The 15,660-nt window shown below is 72.9% G+C and carries 9 protein-coding genes; 2 read left to right on the forward strand and 7 right to left on the reverse strand.

Annotated features, from left to right (window positions below; all coding sequences use genetic code 11):
* Positions 1-623: 623 nt before the first annotated feature.
* From ACFTWP_RS28140 to ACFTWP_RS28165, 6 genes are all read right to left on the reverse strand, one after another.
* Positions 624-1,238: a hypothetical protein gene (locus tag ACFTWP_RS28140; protein ID WP_380267679.1), complete on the reverse strand. Its 615-nt coding sequence runs from the start codon at positions 1,236-1,238 to the stop codon at positions 624-626.
* Positions 1,239-1,901: 663 nt separating this feature from the next.
* A complete protein-coding gene (locus ACFTWP_RS28145; RefSeq protein ID WP_380267680.1) occupies positions 1,902-2,396 on the reverse strand; it encodes a hypothetical protein in 495 nt (164 codons plus the stop codon).
* Positions 2,397-3,213: 817 nt separating this feature from the next.
* Positions 3,214-4,023, reverse strand: coding sequence for a DUF1963 domain-containing protein (locus tag ACFTWP_RS28150; protein WP_380267681.1), 810 nt, complete (start codon positions 4,021-4,023; stop codon positions 3,214-3,216).
* 840 nt (positions 4,024-4,863) lie between these two features.
* Entirely contained in the window at positions 4,864-5,220 is a 357-nt protein-coding gene (locus ACFTWP_RS28155; RefSeq protein ID WP_380267682.1) for an ankyrin repeat domain-containing protein, read from the reverse strand.
* 583 nt (positions 5,221-5,803) lie between these two features.
* Positions 5,804-6,022, reverse strand: coding sequence for a hypothetical protein (locus tag ACFTWP_RS28160; RefSeq protein WP_380267683.1), 219 nt, complete (start codon positions 6,020-6,022; stop codon positions 5,804-5,806).
* Between the two features lie 68 nt (positions 6,023-6,090).
* A complete protein-coding gene (locus tag ACFTWP_RS28165; RefSeq protein ID WP_380267684.1) occupies positions 6,091-11,070 on the reverse strand; it encodes a CHAT domain-containing protein in 4,980 nt (1,659 codons plus the stop codon).
* A gap of 359 nt (positions 11,071-11,429) precedes the next feature.
* Here ACFTWP_RS28165 and ACFTWP_RS28170 point away from each other — a divergent pair, with 359 nt between their 5' ends.
* Entirely contained in the window at positions 11,430-12,218 is a 789-nt protein-coding gene (locus tag ACFTWP_RS28170) for a GNAT family N-acetyltransferase (RefSeq protein WP_380267685.1), read from the forward strand.
* A 526-nt stretch (positions 12,219-12,744) separates the two neighbouring features.
* Here ACFTWP_RS28170 and ACFTWP_RS28175 read toward each other — a convergent pair.
* Positions 12,745-14,559, reverse strand: a complete 1,815-nt coding sequence (locus tag ACFTWP_RS28175; RefSeq protein WP_380267686.1) for a hypothetical protein — start codon at positions 14,557-14,559, stop codon at positions 12,745-12,747.
* A gap of 595 nt (positions 14,560-15,154) precedes the next feature.
* Between ACFTWP_RS28175 and ACFTWP_RS28180 the strand changes: the two genes are divergently transcribed.
* On the forward strand, positions 15,155-15,466 hold the full coding sequence (locus ACFTWP_RS28180; protein ID WP_380267718.1) for an AMP-binding protein: 312 nt from the start codon (positions 15,155-15,157) through the stop codon (positions 15,464-15,466).
* Positions 15,467-15,660 lie beyond the last annotated feature (194 nt).

Here is a 15,660-nt window from a genome sequence, read left to right on the forward strand (position 1 = left end):
CAACGGCTACGGTGAGGGCCGTGTCCGATCCTGACGCAGTATCAGGTCCGCCCCCGCAGGCTCCGCACTGACTCCGCCGGCACCACCGCCACCGACCTGGGGTCAGCGGATCAGGAACCGATGGGCCGAGCGTCATGCGCTGGGCAGGCTGCCGTACTGGCTGTTGACCCAAGCCAGTTGGGTCCTGAGCCTGTGTGCCGCCTTGCTCGTGCTGAGCGCCGTCCTGCAACATGGCAGAGAACGTGGAGGACGCCGAACTCCCGCGCGCAGCCGAGGTTCAGCCCACTCCGCATCACTCATGTCCGAGGGATGCCTCGGACGCCTGTGCGGCCGGTCCCCGGCGCTCCCGAACTGGTGAGCGAGACAATCACACGACAGGTGTGCGGAGTTGGACGGCAACGGCATGGACACGGGAAACTGCGGCACCAGGGGCCTCCTGTTGCTCGACTGGACTCGATGCCCACGAGCTGTGCGGGAGGCCCACTTTCATGCGCAGCCGGCCAGAAGATCACCCGACCGAGTCAGCAGGCTCGAAATCACGATCACCAAACTCGTTTGAGAAAATGCTAGTTGGGTCACCAGCCGGAGTCGCCCAGAGCCGACCGTTGACCGTGTTCGCGGGCTCACTGCCAAAGCTGCTTCGACCAATCTCCCCGGAAGCGATAAGCACGGCCGTCACCGACCTGCTTCATCCCACCGGGAACGACGTCCCCGTGGTACGGATACTGCTCCGTCACCGCCGCCAGCAGGAACTCCAGAAACCCGCCCTCGTACAGGTCCCACTCGCGCATAGAGTCGAACTTGGCAGCGACCGGCCACCGGTCCGGGTCCGGTCCCCGCATCAACCAGAAGAAGTGGTCGGAGTTCCAGTTGTTGCCCCACTTCAGCAGCCCGCCCTCGGCCGGGAACAGCGGATACGGGCACTCGTCGTAGTCCCCGTCCCGGTAGGCCTGGGCCAGCATGGCGCAGTATCTGAAGGGTTCCGTCGTGTTGAACAGGAATCCCTCGAAGCCGAGCGGCTCCCCCATCTGGGAACTGGGCGCTGCCGACGGTCCGTAGATGTGCAGCTCGTCGCTGATGCTGACCATCCCGTACCGGTCGACGAACGCCCGGTAGTCCTCGGGAAGCTGGAAACCGAGCGCCTCGCGCCCGAGCTCCCACGGGACCGGAACAACACCGTCCGCAGGCGGCGGCCCGATGGCCGCGGCGAGCCGGTCCAGCATCTCCTCGATGTTCATGTCTACTCCCATCGGCCGCCCGTACTTGCCGGAGGCTATCCGTTCCAGGTGACACCGAAGGCGGTAGGGCCCAGCCCTGCAGTGTCCTGGCATCCGAGCTGTGCGCGAGGCCCCACTTTCATGCCCAGTCGACCAGAAGATCACCCAACCGAGTCGGCAGACTCGAACTCACGATCACCAAGCTCGATGGAGCAGCGGCTAGTCGTTGCTACTTGCACAGATCCGACTGCGGAAGCCATGTCAAGTACGGTCTGCGATCCATGCGTCTTGTTGAGCCCGGACGTGCTGGTCCCCCCAGGCGTCTGAGCTGGGGCGGCCGGGAGGAGGAGCTGTCTGGTTGTGGTGTGGGTGTGTTCTGCCGGGCCTGCCCTCCGCCCGGCTGGTGGTGGCCGGTTCGTGTTGTGGGTGGTCCACCTTCTGCGGTGGGGCTGGCCCGGCTTGACGGATTGGGGTGGACTAGCGGGCGGGGAGTCGGTGCTGGGTTGTCCACGTGTTCGCCAGTTGGCCGTCCTGGTGCTGCTCCTGTCCGGCCGCTGAGCAAGCAGGCGCCGCCCCGCTTCACCCCGAACCGTTCGGGGCGGTGCGCGCCGCTGGCAATGGGGAACGGTGCGCACCGCTCTGATTCCCCCTCGCCCTTTCGCACCGCTGGAGGGGGAGGGGCGGTCAGTCGGCTCGTGCGACGGGGCTGACCGAACCGTCCGCGCCGCGCACCGCATCGGGGGCGATGAGCGTGGGTTCCACCTTGTTCTTGCCGCGGTGCAGCTGACCGGTTTCGTCGCCTTCCCAGTACCGTCCCCGGGCGTCCTCGAAGGCCACGGTGACCGGCCTTTGCCCGATCTCCGGCTTCGAGACCTCCTCCAGCTTGAAGGTTCGGTCCTTCCCGGGTGGGACCAGGCCGATGTAGATGTTCTGTAGATCGGTCTCCCCGACAAGCGAACCCGGCTCGGCAGCCCGCCACACCAGCGTCGCGTTGTAGATCGGCTGGTCCGATCCGTTGTGTACCACCAGGGAGTCGTAGCGGTACAGGTTCCCCGGACCCTGCCCGGTGTCCCCGCCGGTCCAGGCCGCCACCTTCACCGCGTACACCTCCTCGTCCGCCCGCAGGTTCCGGCGGCGGTTGTGCAGGAGATTCCACAGCCCCACCCCTGCCGCGATCACGCTGATGACGAGCGCGGTGTAGGGGATCCATGAGGAGGGGAACTGCTGGTGCTGCCCGAGCCGGTGCCGAGCACGATCCGTGTGCTGGAGATCATCACGACGCCACCGTAGAGGTCCAGCCTCGCTCCGGAGAAGACCTTGGCGTCGTCGTCCCCGCTTGGCCGCTTGGCCGCTGCCCGCTGCCCGGGCCGCCCCGCCTGGCGCCTCCTGGCTGTCGTCCCAGCCCGCCCCGCCCCGGCTGACCGCCCGCCGGCGGCCGTCGTCGGCTGTCCTGGTGCTGACCGCCCGGCTGCCCAGCCTGCCCGCCCCGGCTGCCCGCCCGGCGGCCGTCGGCGCCCGCCCGGCTGTTCCGGGGTGTTCCCACGAATTGGCGGCCTATCCGGTTTTCATGCTGGGTTCCGTTGTTCGGCTGGTATTTCCGCCGGTCGGGGCCTTATCGGAGGGCCTTGAATGTGTGCGGGGAGTTCGCCGGAGATTGCGCGGGGGAGTGGGTGCGGGTCCCGGTACGCTTCTCGGGGTCGGGCGGGTGGCCGCCGTCCCTGGCCTGCCCGCCCGCCGCTGGGACATCGCCGGCCCCGTTGTCGGGATGTCTCCGTTGCTCGCTCCCGGGCCGCGCCCGGCCGCCGTGGGTGTCGGTGCGCCTGGTCGTTGTCCGGGCCCGGCCGCCAGGAGAGGCCACCCCACCCGCCGTCCCCGGCCCCGTGCCGTCGGGGGCCCTGGAGGAGCGGCCTGCTGGAGCATGCCGGGCTTCCCATTCATGGGGGGCGACCGATGCCCCGCCCGGGGCCTGTCCGGGCTGGTCCGGCCGTGTTCCCGATCAGTCGAAGCGGTGCGTGAACGGGCGGTCCGGGCAGCTGCGGCACTCGAAGAGGTACACGCCGCCCAGGTCGCCGAGGCTCAGGTCGGCACCCTCGATGCCGCGGTCGCGGTCCTCGGCGGGGGTCCACGCCCACCGGGGGTCGCTCTCCTCGGTGCTTTCCACCGTCAGAAGGTGGTCCATCGGCCGCAGGCAGCCCGGGCAGCACGGCCACCGGGGATCCTGACCCCAGCCCGGCCAGCCGCCGAGCTTGGATCCGGGCGCGGTGGACAGGTGGTCCTGGTAGTCCCAGCCCGTCTCCCGTTGCACCCGGTCGATGCGGTCCTCCAACTCGTCCCAGAGTTCCTGCGGGAGGTCCCAACTCGCGTACTCCGTCACCAGTTCGGGGTGCAGGACGCACGGCCATGGCACGTTGCCGTACCCCGCCCGCGCGGGCACCGGCGGGGCCTGCCGCACCGGCCCGACGGCCGCCGCCGACCGCCAGTGCACCGCGGGTACCACCCACCGGTCCCCGTGGTACAGCGGGCACCAGAGCACCTGGAGCAGGTCGCACCCGGCGGGGAACGGCACAAGGTCCGGTACGTCGGCGCGGTGGATCTGGACGACCGCGACCATGGGCGACCCCGAGTGCTCGGGGCACGAAGGCCATGGTTCCGCGGCGGGCCAGAGCAGCGGCCCGCCGAGCGAACTGCCGCCGGGCGCCGGCTCGCCCCGCCGGGGGTGCAGCCGCACGGTCTCGCGGCGGAACGGGACCACCTCGGGGAAGAGCTCCTCGACGGGCAGCGGGCGCGGGGGCGTTCGACGGGTCACCGCTGGACCGTACCCGCCGCACCCGGCCGGGCGCACCGGGGATTTCGCCGCCGTCACAGGCTCAGCAGCAGGTCCCGGACGGTCGCGTGCCGGGTCAGCGGGTAGTGGCCCGTGTCGAGTTCGACGACGCGGCCGCTCCGGGCCGCTCCCCGGCAGCTCCCGGCCGCGGCCCGCTCCGACCCCCGCGCCCCGGCCCCGATCGCTGGGCCCCGGCCCTGGCCGCGCCTGGTCGTTGCCCTGCCGAGCCCGTCGTTTCCCTGTCGCGGGGGGGGTGTCGTGTGGGGTGATGTGGGCGCGAGGCCTCATTCCCCTGTGGTGGGGCGGTGCGCGACAGGCCCGGCGACAGGGGGCCGCGGTGCCCTGGGGCCCCGTACCCCGGCCTCGACCCCTGGCCGCTGCGGCCGCGCCCGATGGAGCCCGCCCGGTGCGCTGCTCCCGCCCGGTCCGCCAGGAGCAGCCGGTCCGCTGGCTGCCCCGGCCCGCTGGCCGTCCTGGCTCCTCGACCCCGGCCGGGGTGCTGCGCCTGGTAGAGCCCGCAGGTCCCTGCTGCGCTTGGTGTTGCTGTGTGGGGTGGCCAGCGGCCGGTCCGGGCCCCGGGCTGGGACAAACCTGGGACGGGCCTCTCCCAGGCCGGTCCCACCGGTGTCTCGGCGCGCCGGGTATGTCCGTTTCGCTGGGACGGTCTCAGGTCGTATCCGCAGGTGGGAGCGTTTTCGGCTCGGGGATGGGACAGGGTTCGGACACGGCCTCGCGGCGGGCCGCTGACCTTTGACAGGCGGCCTTGACCGGTTGGCAGAGGACTTTGACGGGGTGCGGCTGCTCCTTGTGGCCGGTTCGGGATCAGGCTCCGGTCCGCAGGGAGGTCCAGGCTCGGATGAGGTCGGCGGCCAGCCAGTGTCCGCGCGCTTGCGCTTCGGCGGCGGGCGAGCAGCCGTTGGTGGTCCGGAGCGGGTCGGCGCCACGGGCCAGCAGGAAGGCGGTCACATCGACGTGGAGGGGTTCGCCGCTCTGGACGTGACCGTCGATTTCGACGTCGATGGCGTGCCGCAGGAGGGTCCAGCCGTGACCGCTGTCGTCTTCCACGTCGTAGCCGCCGTCCAGGAGGTCGCGAAGCCGCGGCAGATCCTCGTGTTCGACAGCAAGGTGGCCGGGCGACAAGGGCATGGGTTCCTCCGAGGACGAGGCGTTGGCGGACATCACTGCCAAGAAGTGCCAGTTCGCTACCGGTCAAGATCTCTTGGCAATCGGTCAAGGTCGCCTGTCAAAGGTCAAGGCTGCCCTGGTTCCGGTTGCTGCCGACGGGTCAGACGGTTGTGTTGGTGGCGGGCCGTTGCGCCTGGCCGCTGTGGCTGTCCGGCCGGGAGCGCCGCCGTGCGGTGCGGCTGCTGTTGCTGGCGCGTCCGGGCGAGCGGCGGGTTGGTGCTGCCGGTCCGCCGCGCCCACCCGCCCACCCGCCTGCCCGGTGGCCGGGGGCCGGGGGTCACCGCCACCGGCCTCAACACGTTCACCCTCGTCGCGCAGATCAACCGGATCGAGCGAGAACTCAGCAGGCCTTCGGTTTCCAAGTCCTCCAGCTTGGCGACGCCAGCCGGGACGGTGCGCACCGTCTTGGCGACGTAGGGACTGCGGCCGGCGGGCCCCGCCACGTCTGGGGGCTCGCCGCCTGCCGCCAGGCCGGTCGGTCAGGCGCTCCGCGTAGACGCCACCGCGGGCACACCTCGTCGGTGAGGTGCGGGCCGGCTCGGGTCGCGGTCGGGTCGTGCTCCCCGTGTTGTTGCGCTCAGTGCCGGGGCAGCCAGGCGGTCCGTTCGTCGTGGGCGAATCGGGAGAACACGATGGGGTCACGACCGAGGACCTGGTGGATGTTGTCGGTGGTGGCGGCGAGGTCGAGGCGGCAGGCGCTGTAGAGGGCGAGCATGACGGCGGTCTCGGCGGCCGGTGTGCCGTGGGTGTGGCGGTGGCGCCAGAACGTGAGGGGGCCGGGGTTCGTGTACCGCACGGGGCGGCCGAGTTCGCCGGCGGTCAGGCCGGCCGCCTCAGCGGGGGTCGGGCGGCTGGTGCGGGGGCTCAGGCGCCGATGTAGACGAAGGCGGCCCAGTTCTCGGGGGCCGCGTAGGGGCGTTCCTCGGGTTCGTGGAAGGCGACGGCCTCGGTGCAGCCGTCCAGGACGTCGGGCGGGGGCCAGGCGGTGCCGCTCGCGCGGGTCTCGGCGAGCCGGGCGCGGAGCCGGCCGGCGGTGGTGTCGCGCAGGCGGCGCTGGGCGGCGCGGAGGGCTTCGGGCGGGGTGAGGGAGGCGCGCAGTCCTTCGTAGAAGTCGAGCATCAGGAGCAGGCAGGCGTCGTCGGGGACCGGCCACAGGGTGGCGATCACCCCGGCCACGCCCGCTTGGAGCAGGGCGGCGGGGAAGCCGATGACCTCGTCGGGCAGGTCGCGGCCGACGACGCCCGTCCCGCAGGCGGACATGACGACGAGTCGGGCCCGCAGGCGGCGGCCCAGGAGCTCCGCCATCGTGAGGGTGTCGCCGCCGGTCAGGAGCAGGGCGCTGGTCAGCGGGTCTTCCGGGACGGCCCTGGCGTGGCCGGCGAAGTGGACGACGGTGCCGCGGCCGAGGGCCGTGAGCAGGGTGTCGGCGGCGTCGTCGGTCCGGGCGTCGGCGCCGTCCAGGACCCGGCCGCGGCCGAGCGCGGCGGCGGCGAGCCGGGCTTCGACCGCGGCGTAGCGCAGGTGCGGGGCGCCGCCCTGGGCGCCGACCGCGAGCACTTCGTCGTCGGTCCGGCCGCGGGCGGTGGCGGTGGCGGAGGCCAGGACGCGGGTGTTGGGCGCGTGGCGGATGTCGGCGGCGTCGAGTCCGGCGGTCCCGGGGCGGCCGGGCAGGGTGGCGGCGTGCAGCGGCAGCAGCGCGAGCCGTCCGCCGGTCAGGAACACCACCGGGCGGTCGTCGCCGGCCAGCGCGTCGAGCACCGGTCCGGTGGCGCGGCGGCCGAGTTCGGCGAGGAGCGCGGGCAGGATCCGGCCGGTGTGCGGCGGTGTCGTCCGGCCCAGGGCGGTAGCGGCGCCCGTGACCCAGGACGCGGTGAGTCCGGGCAGCGGCACCGCCTCGGTCGCGGCGGGTCCGCCGGGGCCGCGGACGATCAGGGCGAGGCCGCCCCACTCGGTGGCCAGCAGGTGCACCCGGGTGACGTCCTCGGCGGGGGCGGGGTGTTCCGGTCGGGTGGGGGCGGCGGCGCGTTCGAGTGCGGCGCCGAGCTCCTCCAGTTCGCGGACCAGGGCGGGCACCTGCCGGGTGTCGGGGGCGGACACGTCCCCGAAGGCGCCGGTGTGCTCGGTGCCCATCCGGTTCAGCCGCAGCGTCAGCCGGTTCCAGCGCCGGACCAGGTCGTCGTGGCCTTGGCTGCGGGCCTCCTCCAGTTGCCGGGGCCGCAGGTCGAGGACGCGGGTGAGTTCGGTGGCGCGGGCCTGCTCCACCAGGGCCACCGCCCCCGCCGGGTCGCCGGCCCGGGCGGTGGCGAACGCGGCGAGCAGCGGCAGGTCGCCGTCCGCCCGCAGCCAGGTCTCGCGCTGCCGCCGCAGCGGCTGGCCCTGGACGAGGAGCCGGCGGGCGGCGGCGCCGACGGTGAGGGTTTCGGCGGCCTCCGTCCAGCGACCGCGGGCGGCCAGCTCCCGGCCGACCTGCCCGGCGAGCCGGACGGCGGTCCGGGGCGACCAGTCGGGGCGCTCTCCGAGGGCCTCCCGGGCCTGGGCGAACGCCGCCTCGGCGACCGCCTCGGCGGCCGTCCCGTCGTCGGTGAGCCTCGCCTCCAGCAGGAGGGCCCGCGCCAGAGCGGCCTGGTACCCGGAGCGGAACGGCGAGTCGGAGCCGGTCGCTTCGAGGGCCCGCTGGAGGTGGGCGACGGCCGTCCGCGCGTGCGGGACGCTGCGGTGGTGGGCCGCCCGTGCCTGCTCCACGCCCGCCAGGCCGACCAGTCGGCGGGGCCGCCGCGACGACCCCTCGGGCGTGAGCGCGACGGCGAGTTCGGCCGCTTCCCGGGCCTGCGCGAGGTCCTGGTCGGCGCGGTCGCCCCGGTCGGGCAGGGACGCGCGGGTGGACAGCGCGGCAGCCAGGTCGGCGAGCAGGTTCGGCAGGGCGTTCGTCCCAGGCCGGGTCTGGCGGCGGCCGGTGTCCAGGTGCCGGATCGCGGTGTCCAGGTCGGTGGCGTCGCCGGTGGCGTCGAAGCGGTCCAGGTGGACGCCGCCCAGGGTGCCGAGCGCCCGGGTGTGCGCGTAGCTGCCCGGTTCCGTGTCGATCGCCTCCGCCAGCAGCGCGGCCGCGGTCTCCAGGTCGGCGAGCCGGCCCAGGTGCAGGTAGCGCCGGCGGTGGAGGACGGCGAGGGCGTCGCGGGTCTCCAGCGGCCGGCCGGCCCGCTGCGCCGCCCGGTCGGCGACCAGGATCGCCTCGTCCAACAGGTCGACGTCCCCGGTCAGTTCGTGCTTGAGGGCGAGCGCCTCCGCCAGGACGGCGCCGTGGGCGGGGTCGTCCTGGCGGACGGCGCGCAGCAGGCCGATCACCTCGTCGAGGCCGTCGGGGGTGCCGTCGCCCCGGCCCGTCCGGAGCATGAGCAGCCGGGCCCGTTCGAGCGGGAGGTCGTCCTCCGGGTCGGTGCCGGGCTCCGCCAGCAGGGCGAGTGCCTGGTCGAGCGCGGCCTCCTTGGGCGCCCGTGCGGCCCGGGCCAGCAACATCCGCACCCGGGCCGCCCGCAGCGGGCGTACGGCCTCCGGGTAACCCTCCTCGACGTTTTCCGCGACGATGCCCTCGGTGGTGGTGGCCACCCGCCGCAGCAGCTGCCAGAGTTCTTCGTCCGGGTGCCGGTGGTACGCGTCGGTGACGGCGTCGAGCAGCACCACCCAGTGGCCGCTGTGGCCGGGGATCTCCTGGGCCGCGTCCACCTGTTCGGCGACCCGGGTCGGGTCGCCGAAGCGGATGGCGTAGATCAGCAGGGCCCAGGCGCGCAGGTCGAGCAGCTCCGCTTCGGTGGGCTCCTGCCCACCCTCGGCGGCGTCCGGGTCGGGAGGCGTCTCGGTGTCCGGCCCGGAAGGCGTCTCGGCGGAAGCGGTGCTGTCCTGGTCGGCCCCGGTGGTGTCCTGGTCGGCCGCGGTGCGGTTCTCGTCGGCCGCGGTGGTGTCCCGGTCGGCCGCGGTGAGTTCCGTGAGCGCTTCCTGCGCCGCGCGGAGCGTCTCGGTGCGGTAACCGGCCGCCTCGCCCGAGGTGGCGATGTCGATCAGCTCGCCCAGCCAGCCGCCGCGCCGTCCGGGGTCGGTGTTCAGTTCGAGTGCCCGCTTCATCGCCGCCACCGCCTCCTCCCGGTCGCGGCCGTCCCCCTCCCGGTGGGCGGCCCGTCGGGCGAGGACCAGGGCCAGGCTGCGGTGCCACAGCGCGTGGTCCGGGTCCGGGCTGATGTCGGCCATGACCCGGTGGAGTTCCACGGCCCGGTCGAGTGCGAGGTCGGTGTGGGCCGACTCGGCGATGTCCAGGTAGCGGTGGATCAGCCTGGCCCGCGTCAGGTCCACCAGGTGGCGGGGGGCGTCGGCGGGGGCCAGCCGCAGGGCGACCTCCATCAGGGCGGCCAGGCGTACGTCCTCGTCCAGCCCGGCGTCACCCGGCGAGTCCTGGAAGTAGTCGGTCAGCTGATGGAAGGCGGCCTGGCTGAGCCCGTCGCCCTCCCACATCCCCTCGGTGGCCTGCCGGTGGCCCGCGCGGAAGGCGGCGAGCCGCCGCGCCCGCTGCCCGGTCCGCCCGGTGGGGTCGGCGTCCGCCAGCGCCTCCAGGGCCTCGCGGACGGCATCGGAGCCCAGGCCGGGGAAGCCGGTGAACAGCGCATCCTCCTCGCTCCCGGTGCGCGCGATCACGAACGCGCTCATCGCCAACAGCCCCTCGGACCAGTCGCGCAGGGCGGTCTCCCGGACGGCCAGCAGTGGGCCGGTCTCCGCGGCCCGGTCGAGCAGGCGCGCCAGAAGCTGCCAGCGGATCCGGTCGCCCGGGGTCTCCCCCCGCAACTCGGTGCGCACGTACGCGCGCACGGCCTCCTCCAGCAGGACGGGGTGCTCGGTGATGTGCGCGACGATGTCCTCGACCAGCGTCAGGCCGCGCAGTTCGTCGACCCGGTCGATCGCGCGCAGCACGATCATCCGGTCGCGCCCGAACATCGGGTTCTCCCCGCGGTAGGCGCGCAGGGCCCGCAGCCAGCCCTCGGCCCGCTGCCGGGCCCCGGTGTCGGCGGTCTCGTCGACGAGTTCGGCGAGTACGGCGTCGGCTTCCTCCTCGACCAGTGGGAGGTATTCGGTGACGGCCGCTCCGATCAGCATCGTGGTGTGGGCCTCGTCGGGCACGGCGGGGCTGGTGAGGTCCTGGGCGAACAGGAGGCCGGCCACCTCTTCCAGCACGGCGCGGGCGGGGTCGGTCTCCTGGGCCCGGCCCAGCATCCGGGCGACGGTGCGCAGCCGGTCGGCGGTCCGCCGGTCGGGTTGGTCCTCGGCCAGGACCTCGGCGTACTCGGCGACCGTTCCGAGCATCAGGTAGGGCTGGGCCTCCATCATCCAGCGCCGGTCGATCCACCGGGGCAGGTCGAGCATCTGCTGCAGTAGTTCGCCGTACCAGCGGAGGTCGGCGCGGAGCCCCGCGTCGTCCTTGAGGGGTGTGGCGTCGCCGAGCGCGATGTCGACGTCGGCGTCGATCGTGCCCTGCAGCAGACGCCGATGGTTGACGAACCGGGCCCGGGAGTCCTCGTCGCCGTGGGCGGCGGCGATGTCCTCGTACCGTCCGATCAGGGCGATCGCCTCGGGGCCGACCAGGTGCGGGTGGTCGAGGATCAGCTGCCTCGTCCCGACCCAGCTGGTGGCCTCGTAGACGGCGTTGACGAACCAGTGGAGTTCCAAGGGGTGTTCGCCGGTGCGTATCAGCTCCGCGACGGCCTTCTGCGGGCCCGAGCGGCGTCCCCGGCCGATGCGCCGCAGCAGGCGCCCGACCCTCTCCGTGATCCCCTGTCCGGCGTGCGCCGGTCCTCCCTCGCCCACCCGCCCCACTATGCCGGGTGCGGCCGCCGGGCGCCGGAGGTTCCGCTCGACTCGTTTGCGCGGGTGGGTTTCGGTTGGAGGTGTTGGATCGTTTCGTGGATGTGCGGCCGGTCGCGCTGGTGGCGAAGGCCGTCTTCGGGGAAGTCCGTCTTTGAGACGGTCATGCTGAGGTGGGGGGGTTGCCCGCGCGTGCCGAGCGGCTCGACATGCCAGTGGATGCGGGCGAAGGAGCGGTGTCCGGTGCCGCCCACGTCGGGTCAGTACTGTCAGTCGTGCGGTTGTGTGGTGGTTCGGGGTGCGGCCCCCGCACGGCCGTCCGACCGTAGGAGCCGGCTCCCGGGGCTCCGTAGACTGGCCTGATGTTCCTGCGCAGCGTCCACGACCGTGCCGTCCTCGAAGCCCGTTTCCGGCGGGACCCGGAGCTTCATCTGATGGAGCTCGGCGACCTCGACGACCTGCTGTGGCCGCATACCTCCTGGTTCACCGTCTCGTCGGACGGTCCGGTGGCTTTGCTGTATGCGGTCGGCGAGGTCCCGACCTTGTTGGCGCTTGGCTCTTCGGCGGAGTCCGCCGCGGTGGAGGAGCTGGTCGGTGCGATGTTGCCCGTTCTGCCGCGCCGCTTCTTCGGCCACCTTTCTGGTGACGCTGCCAAGGTGCTGGAGGAGGCGTACGAGGTGCGCGGGCGCAGTACGTTGCTGCGCATGGCCCTCACCGACCCGGCGCCCGTGGCCTCGTACCCCGCCGGTCCCTGGGAGCCCGCCCCGCTCACCCGCGCCGACCTTCCCGACCTGCTCGGGCTGTTCGCGGAGGCCTATCCTGGCAACTGGTTCGACGAGCGGATGCTGGACACCGGCCAGTATGTCGGCGCCCGGGACGGGGACCGGCTGGTTGCGGTCGCCGGCGTGCACGTCTGGTCGCCCGTCCAGCGGGTCGCTGCGCTCGGCAACGTCGCGACGCACCCCGAAGTGCGGGGGCGCGGGGCCGCCGGTGCGTGCGTGGCCGCGCTCTGCCGGCAGTTGGCGGGGAGCACCGACCATATCGGGCTCAACGTTCGGGCTGACAATGCCACTGCCATCGCCCTGTACCGGCGGTTGGGTTTCACCGAGGTCGCCGAGTTCACAGAGGCGATCTTCACCGCCCTTCCGTAGGGCCGGGCCCCTGGCCGGCGGCGAGATGCGGGACGAGGATGCGGTCCTTGCCGTCTCGGGGTTTTCTACAGGCGGTGCGCCCGGCCATGGTGTGTGTGGTGGTGGTATGGCAGGAGATCTTTCGGCTCGGCCCCCTGGGGGTTCGTCAGATTTGGGGGGGTGGCACCGGAGGATTTCCTGTTCTCCGGTATCGGTGATCCCGTTTCTGAGGTGAGGACCGGCCCTGCTCACTGTTGCCGGGTCCGCCGGCCCCGCCGGGTCCGGCGGGTCCGTTGACCCCTCGGCCTCGCCGCCTCCGCTGCCCGGTCGTTGGCGTGATGCTCGATGGTGTCTGGGGTGAGGTCAATGGTGGTCTCGGGCAGCCAGCGCAGCGTGCGCCAACCGAGCAGCGGGTTGCGGGTGGGTGGCGGCCGTGGTTTGTGGGTGTGGGTGTGGGCCGCCCGGTGGTGGTGCGCCGGGCGGCCCGAGGGGTGGTCAGGTAGTGCGCTGGGGTTGGTGGGGTCGGTGGTGGGTGGCTGGGTGGTGGTCAGGTGGTGGTGGGAAGTTTGGTGGTGTAGGTGGTGGGGACCTTGACGGCGTCGGTGAGGTTGTACTTGCCGGGGCCGAAGTCGCCGGGGGTGAGGGCCTTCTTCTGGCCGGTTGCGGTGACCAGCCAGACGGTGGGGTCGTTGGGGGACAGGAGCAGGGTGCCTTGGGCGGGTGCGGGCTTGGCGACGGCGTTCTGTTCCCAGGTGCCGGGAACGCTGAGCAGGGGCTGCTGGTCGTAGCCGAGGGTGGTGAAGTCGGTGCCGGTGAGGGGGACGGCTGCGCCTCCGGCGATCACGTAGATGCTGGGGTCGGTGCCGGAGATGTTCTTGACCACGGTGCCGTTGGCGGGGGATGTGGCGGCGGCGTTCTGGAGCCAGGTGCCGGGTGCGCCCATCAGGGGGCGGGTGTTGTAGCCGGCTGCGGTCCATTCGGTGCCGGAGATGGGTAGGGCGGCGCCGGCGACCATCACGTACCGGGACGGGTCGGTGCCGGACTGGTTCATCACCACGGTGCCATTGGTGGGGGACTTCGCGGCGGCGCTCTGGAGCCAGGTGCCGGGCACGCCCATCAGGGGGCGGGTGTCGTAGCCGTCGGCGGTCCATTCGGCGCCGGAGATGGGCAGGGCTGCGCCGTTGAGCATCACGTAGACGCTGGGGTCGGTACCGGAGATGTTCTTCACGACGGTGCCGGATCCCGGGGTGCGGGCCGCGGCGGCGTGCAGCCAGTCGGTGGGGACGCCCATCAGCGGCCGGGAGTCGTAGCCGTTCGTCGTCCACTCGGCGCCGGAGATGGGCAGCGCCGCGCCGTCGACCATCACGTACCGGGACGGGTCGGTGCCGGACTGGGCGGAGACCACCAGGCCGGAGGAGAGGGAGCCCTGACGGGCGTTCTGCAGCCAGGACGTCGGCACGCCGAGGGCCGGGCGGGTGTTGTAGCCGTCGGCGGTCCAGTCCGTACCGGAGACGGGCAGGGCGGCGCCGTCGACGACCACGTAGCGGCTCGCGCCGCCGCCGGACTGGTCGAGGACGACGGTGCCCGCCGGCGGCACACCGGGCAGCGACCTGAACGCGGTGTCGTCGACCAGCACGATCCGGCTCAGGTCGTAGTGGTCGGCGCCGACGTCGGCGGCCGCCACCGGGATGCCCGCGCCGGCGATCATCACCTTCACGTCGGGCCCGGCGGCCGACTTGACCAGCGTCCCGGCCGGCAGCGACAGCGGGTTCGGGGGAGTGGTGGACGCGGCACCGACGGCGTTGACGATCCTCTGCGCGTCGGCGACCTCCCCCTGGTACCGGTCCGGGTACGCCGACACCTGGACCGACTGGCACACCACCCCGACCTGCTTGCTCTGCCACGAGTTGTTCGGATACAGGTTGAGCAACCGGTTGAGGAACAGGTTGGTGCTGATCGCCGGGCTGAGCCGGTCCGACGTGCTGCCCCAGCTCGCACGCTGCTGGAACAACCCGACACTGTCGAAGTCGATCTGGTTGGGGTTGTTCTCCAGGACCGACTCCGTGATGGCCGTCGTGACCGCGATCACCGCGAGCTGGTCCGACAGACCACGGGCCCGCACGGCATCGACGATCGCCCGCGCGCAGGAGAACCGGTAGGCCGTCATCGCACCGTTGCGCAGCTTCCCCGTGAGCACCTGGTTCAGGCCCGCGGCCGCCGTGGTGTCGGCGCTGGTGAGCGTCCCGCAGGAGACGTTGGGCTGCCCGGCGGCGAACGACGGACCCACACCGAGGGTCAACGCCCCGGTGAGGGCCGTACCGGCGGCCAGGACGGCGATCGTACGGTGCAGACGCTTGCTCATGACAGTTGAAGTCCTTCGTCGACGCGTGCGGCGGGCGCGCCGGGACCCCAAAGGGCCCCGACAACGACTGATGGAAAGTCAGGAAGACGGCGCCACGAGCCCCGACCGGGATGAACCGGCCGGCTCCGCCCGGCGCTGCGCCTTGCTGTGGTGTCAGCTTTGCCGCCGCAAGGGTGTGGGTGGAAGGGTGTGGGGCGGGACGGAACCGGCCGTGGACTGTTCCGTCCGCCGTCCGCCGTCCGCCGTTCGGGCGGGAGGGGCCGGGGTGTGGGTGCCCGTACGGACGTTCTGGTCGGCGGCCGGTCGGCGTTGGGTGTCGGAGTTCTGGGCGTCGGTGCGGCCGTGTGGTAGCCGGGCCTGGTCGGGTGGGGCTGCCGCGTCGGTGGCTGAGCCCTGTTGGTGGGCGGGCACCTGTGCTCACGTCGTGCGGGGGTCGGCGTCCTGCGCGCCCGCCTTCTTCCGGGCGCCGCGGGTCCGCAGGCGATCGCCGGGCGCATCGTCCGTCACGACATCGGTCACGCCATCGGCCACCTGACGCTGGTCACCGCGCTGTTGCGGGTCATGACGAGAGAGGGAGCCCGATGCCCTTGCCCGGCTGCAGGTACTCGTCGTCGGCGGCGACACCGCGCCCCAGGGCGCCGTGCGGGCCACGCTGGAGCTCGGCGGGCGCCACCTGTCCAACTCGTACGGCCGGACCGAAGTGACCGTCTACGCCACGGCGTTCGAGGTGAGCGCAGCCGAGCAGATCGGCTCCGAGGTGCCGATCGGGCGCCGGGTCTCCAACTTCCGCACCGTCCTGCTGGACGACCGGTTGAACCTCGTTCCCGATGGCTTCGGCGGCAAGATCTGCGCCGGCGGCCCCGGGGTGTTGGAGCAGGTTGAGGATGCCGAGGGCCGGTCACGTTGACCGTGGTCACGTGGCCGGCCACCAGTGTTCGGCGTCCTTGCGTCCTTGCCGGTCGGTTGCCGTCCGGACGCCGTGCAGCGCCGGTGGCGGGGGCGCCCCCCGGGGGGGGCCCGGGCCGCGGCGGCCGAGTCGCCCGGGGGGGGGGGGGGGGGGGTGCGGGGGGCGCCCGGACGCGGGGCCGCGCCGTCCGGTCG

The sequence above is a fragment of the Kitasatospora sp. NPDC057015 genome (assembly GCF_042673745.1).
GTDB lineage: Bacteria > Actinomycetota > Actinomycetes > Streptomycetales > Streptomycetaceae > Kitasatospora.

Excerpts from the sequence above, each read along its gene's own strand:
- ACFTWP_RS28140 (WP_380267679.1), bottom strand. The coding sequence starts at position 1,238 with ATGAACATCGAGGAGATGCTGGACCGGCTCGCCGCGGCCATCGGGCCG.
- ACFTWP_RS28155 (WP_380267682.1), bottom strand. The coding sequence starts at position 5,220 with ATGTCCGCCAACGCCTCGTCCTCGGAGGAACCCATGCCCTTGTCGCCC.
- ACFTWP_RS28170 (WP_380267685.1), top strand. The coding sequence starts at position 11,430 with ATGTTCCTGCGCAGCGTCCACGACCGTGCCGTCCTCGAAGCCCGTTTC.
- ACFTWP_RS28175 (WP_380267686.1), bottom strand. The coding sequence starts at position 14,559 with ATGAGCAAGCGTCTGCACCGTACGATCGCCGTCCTGGCCGCCGGTACG.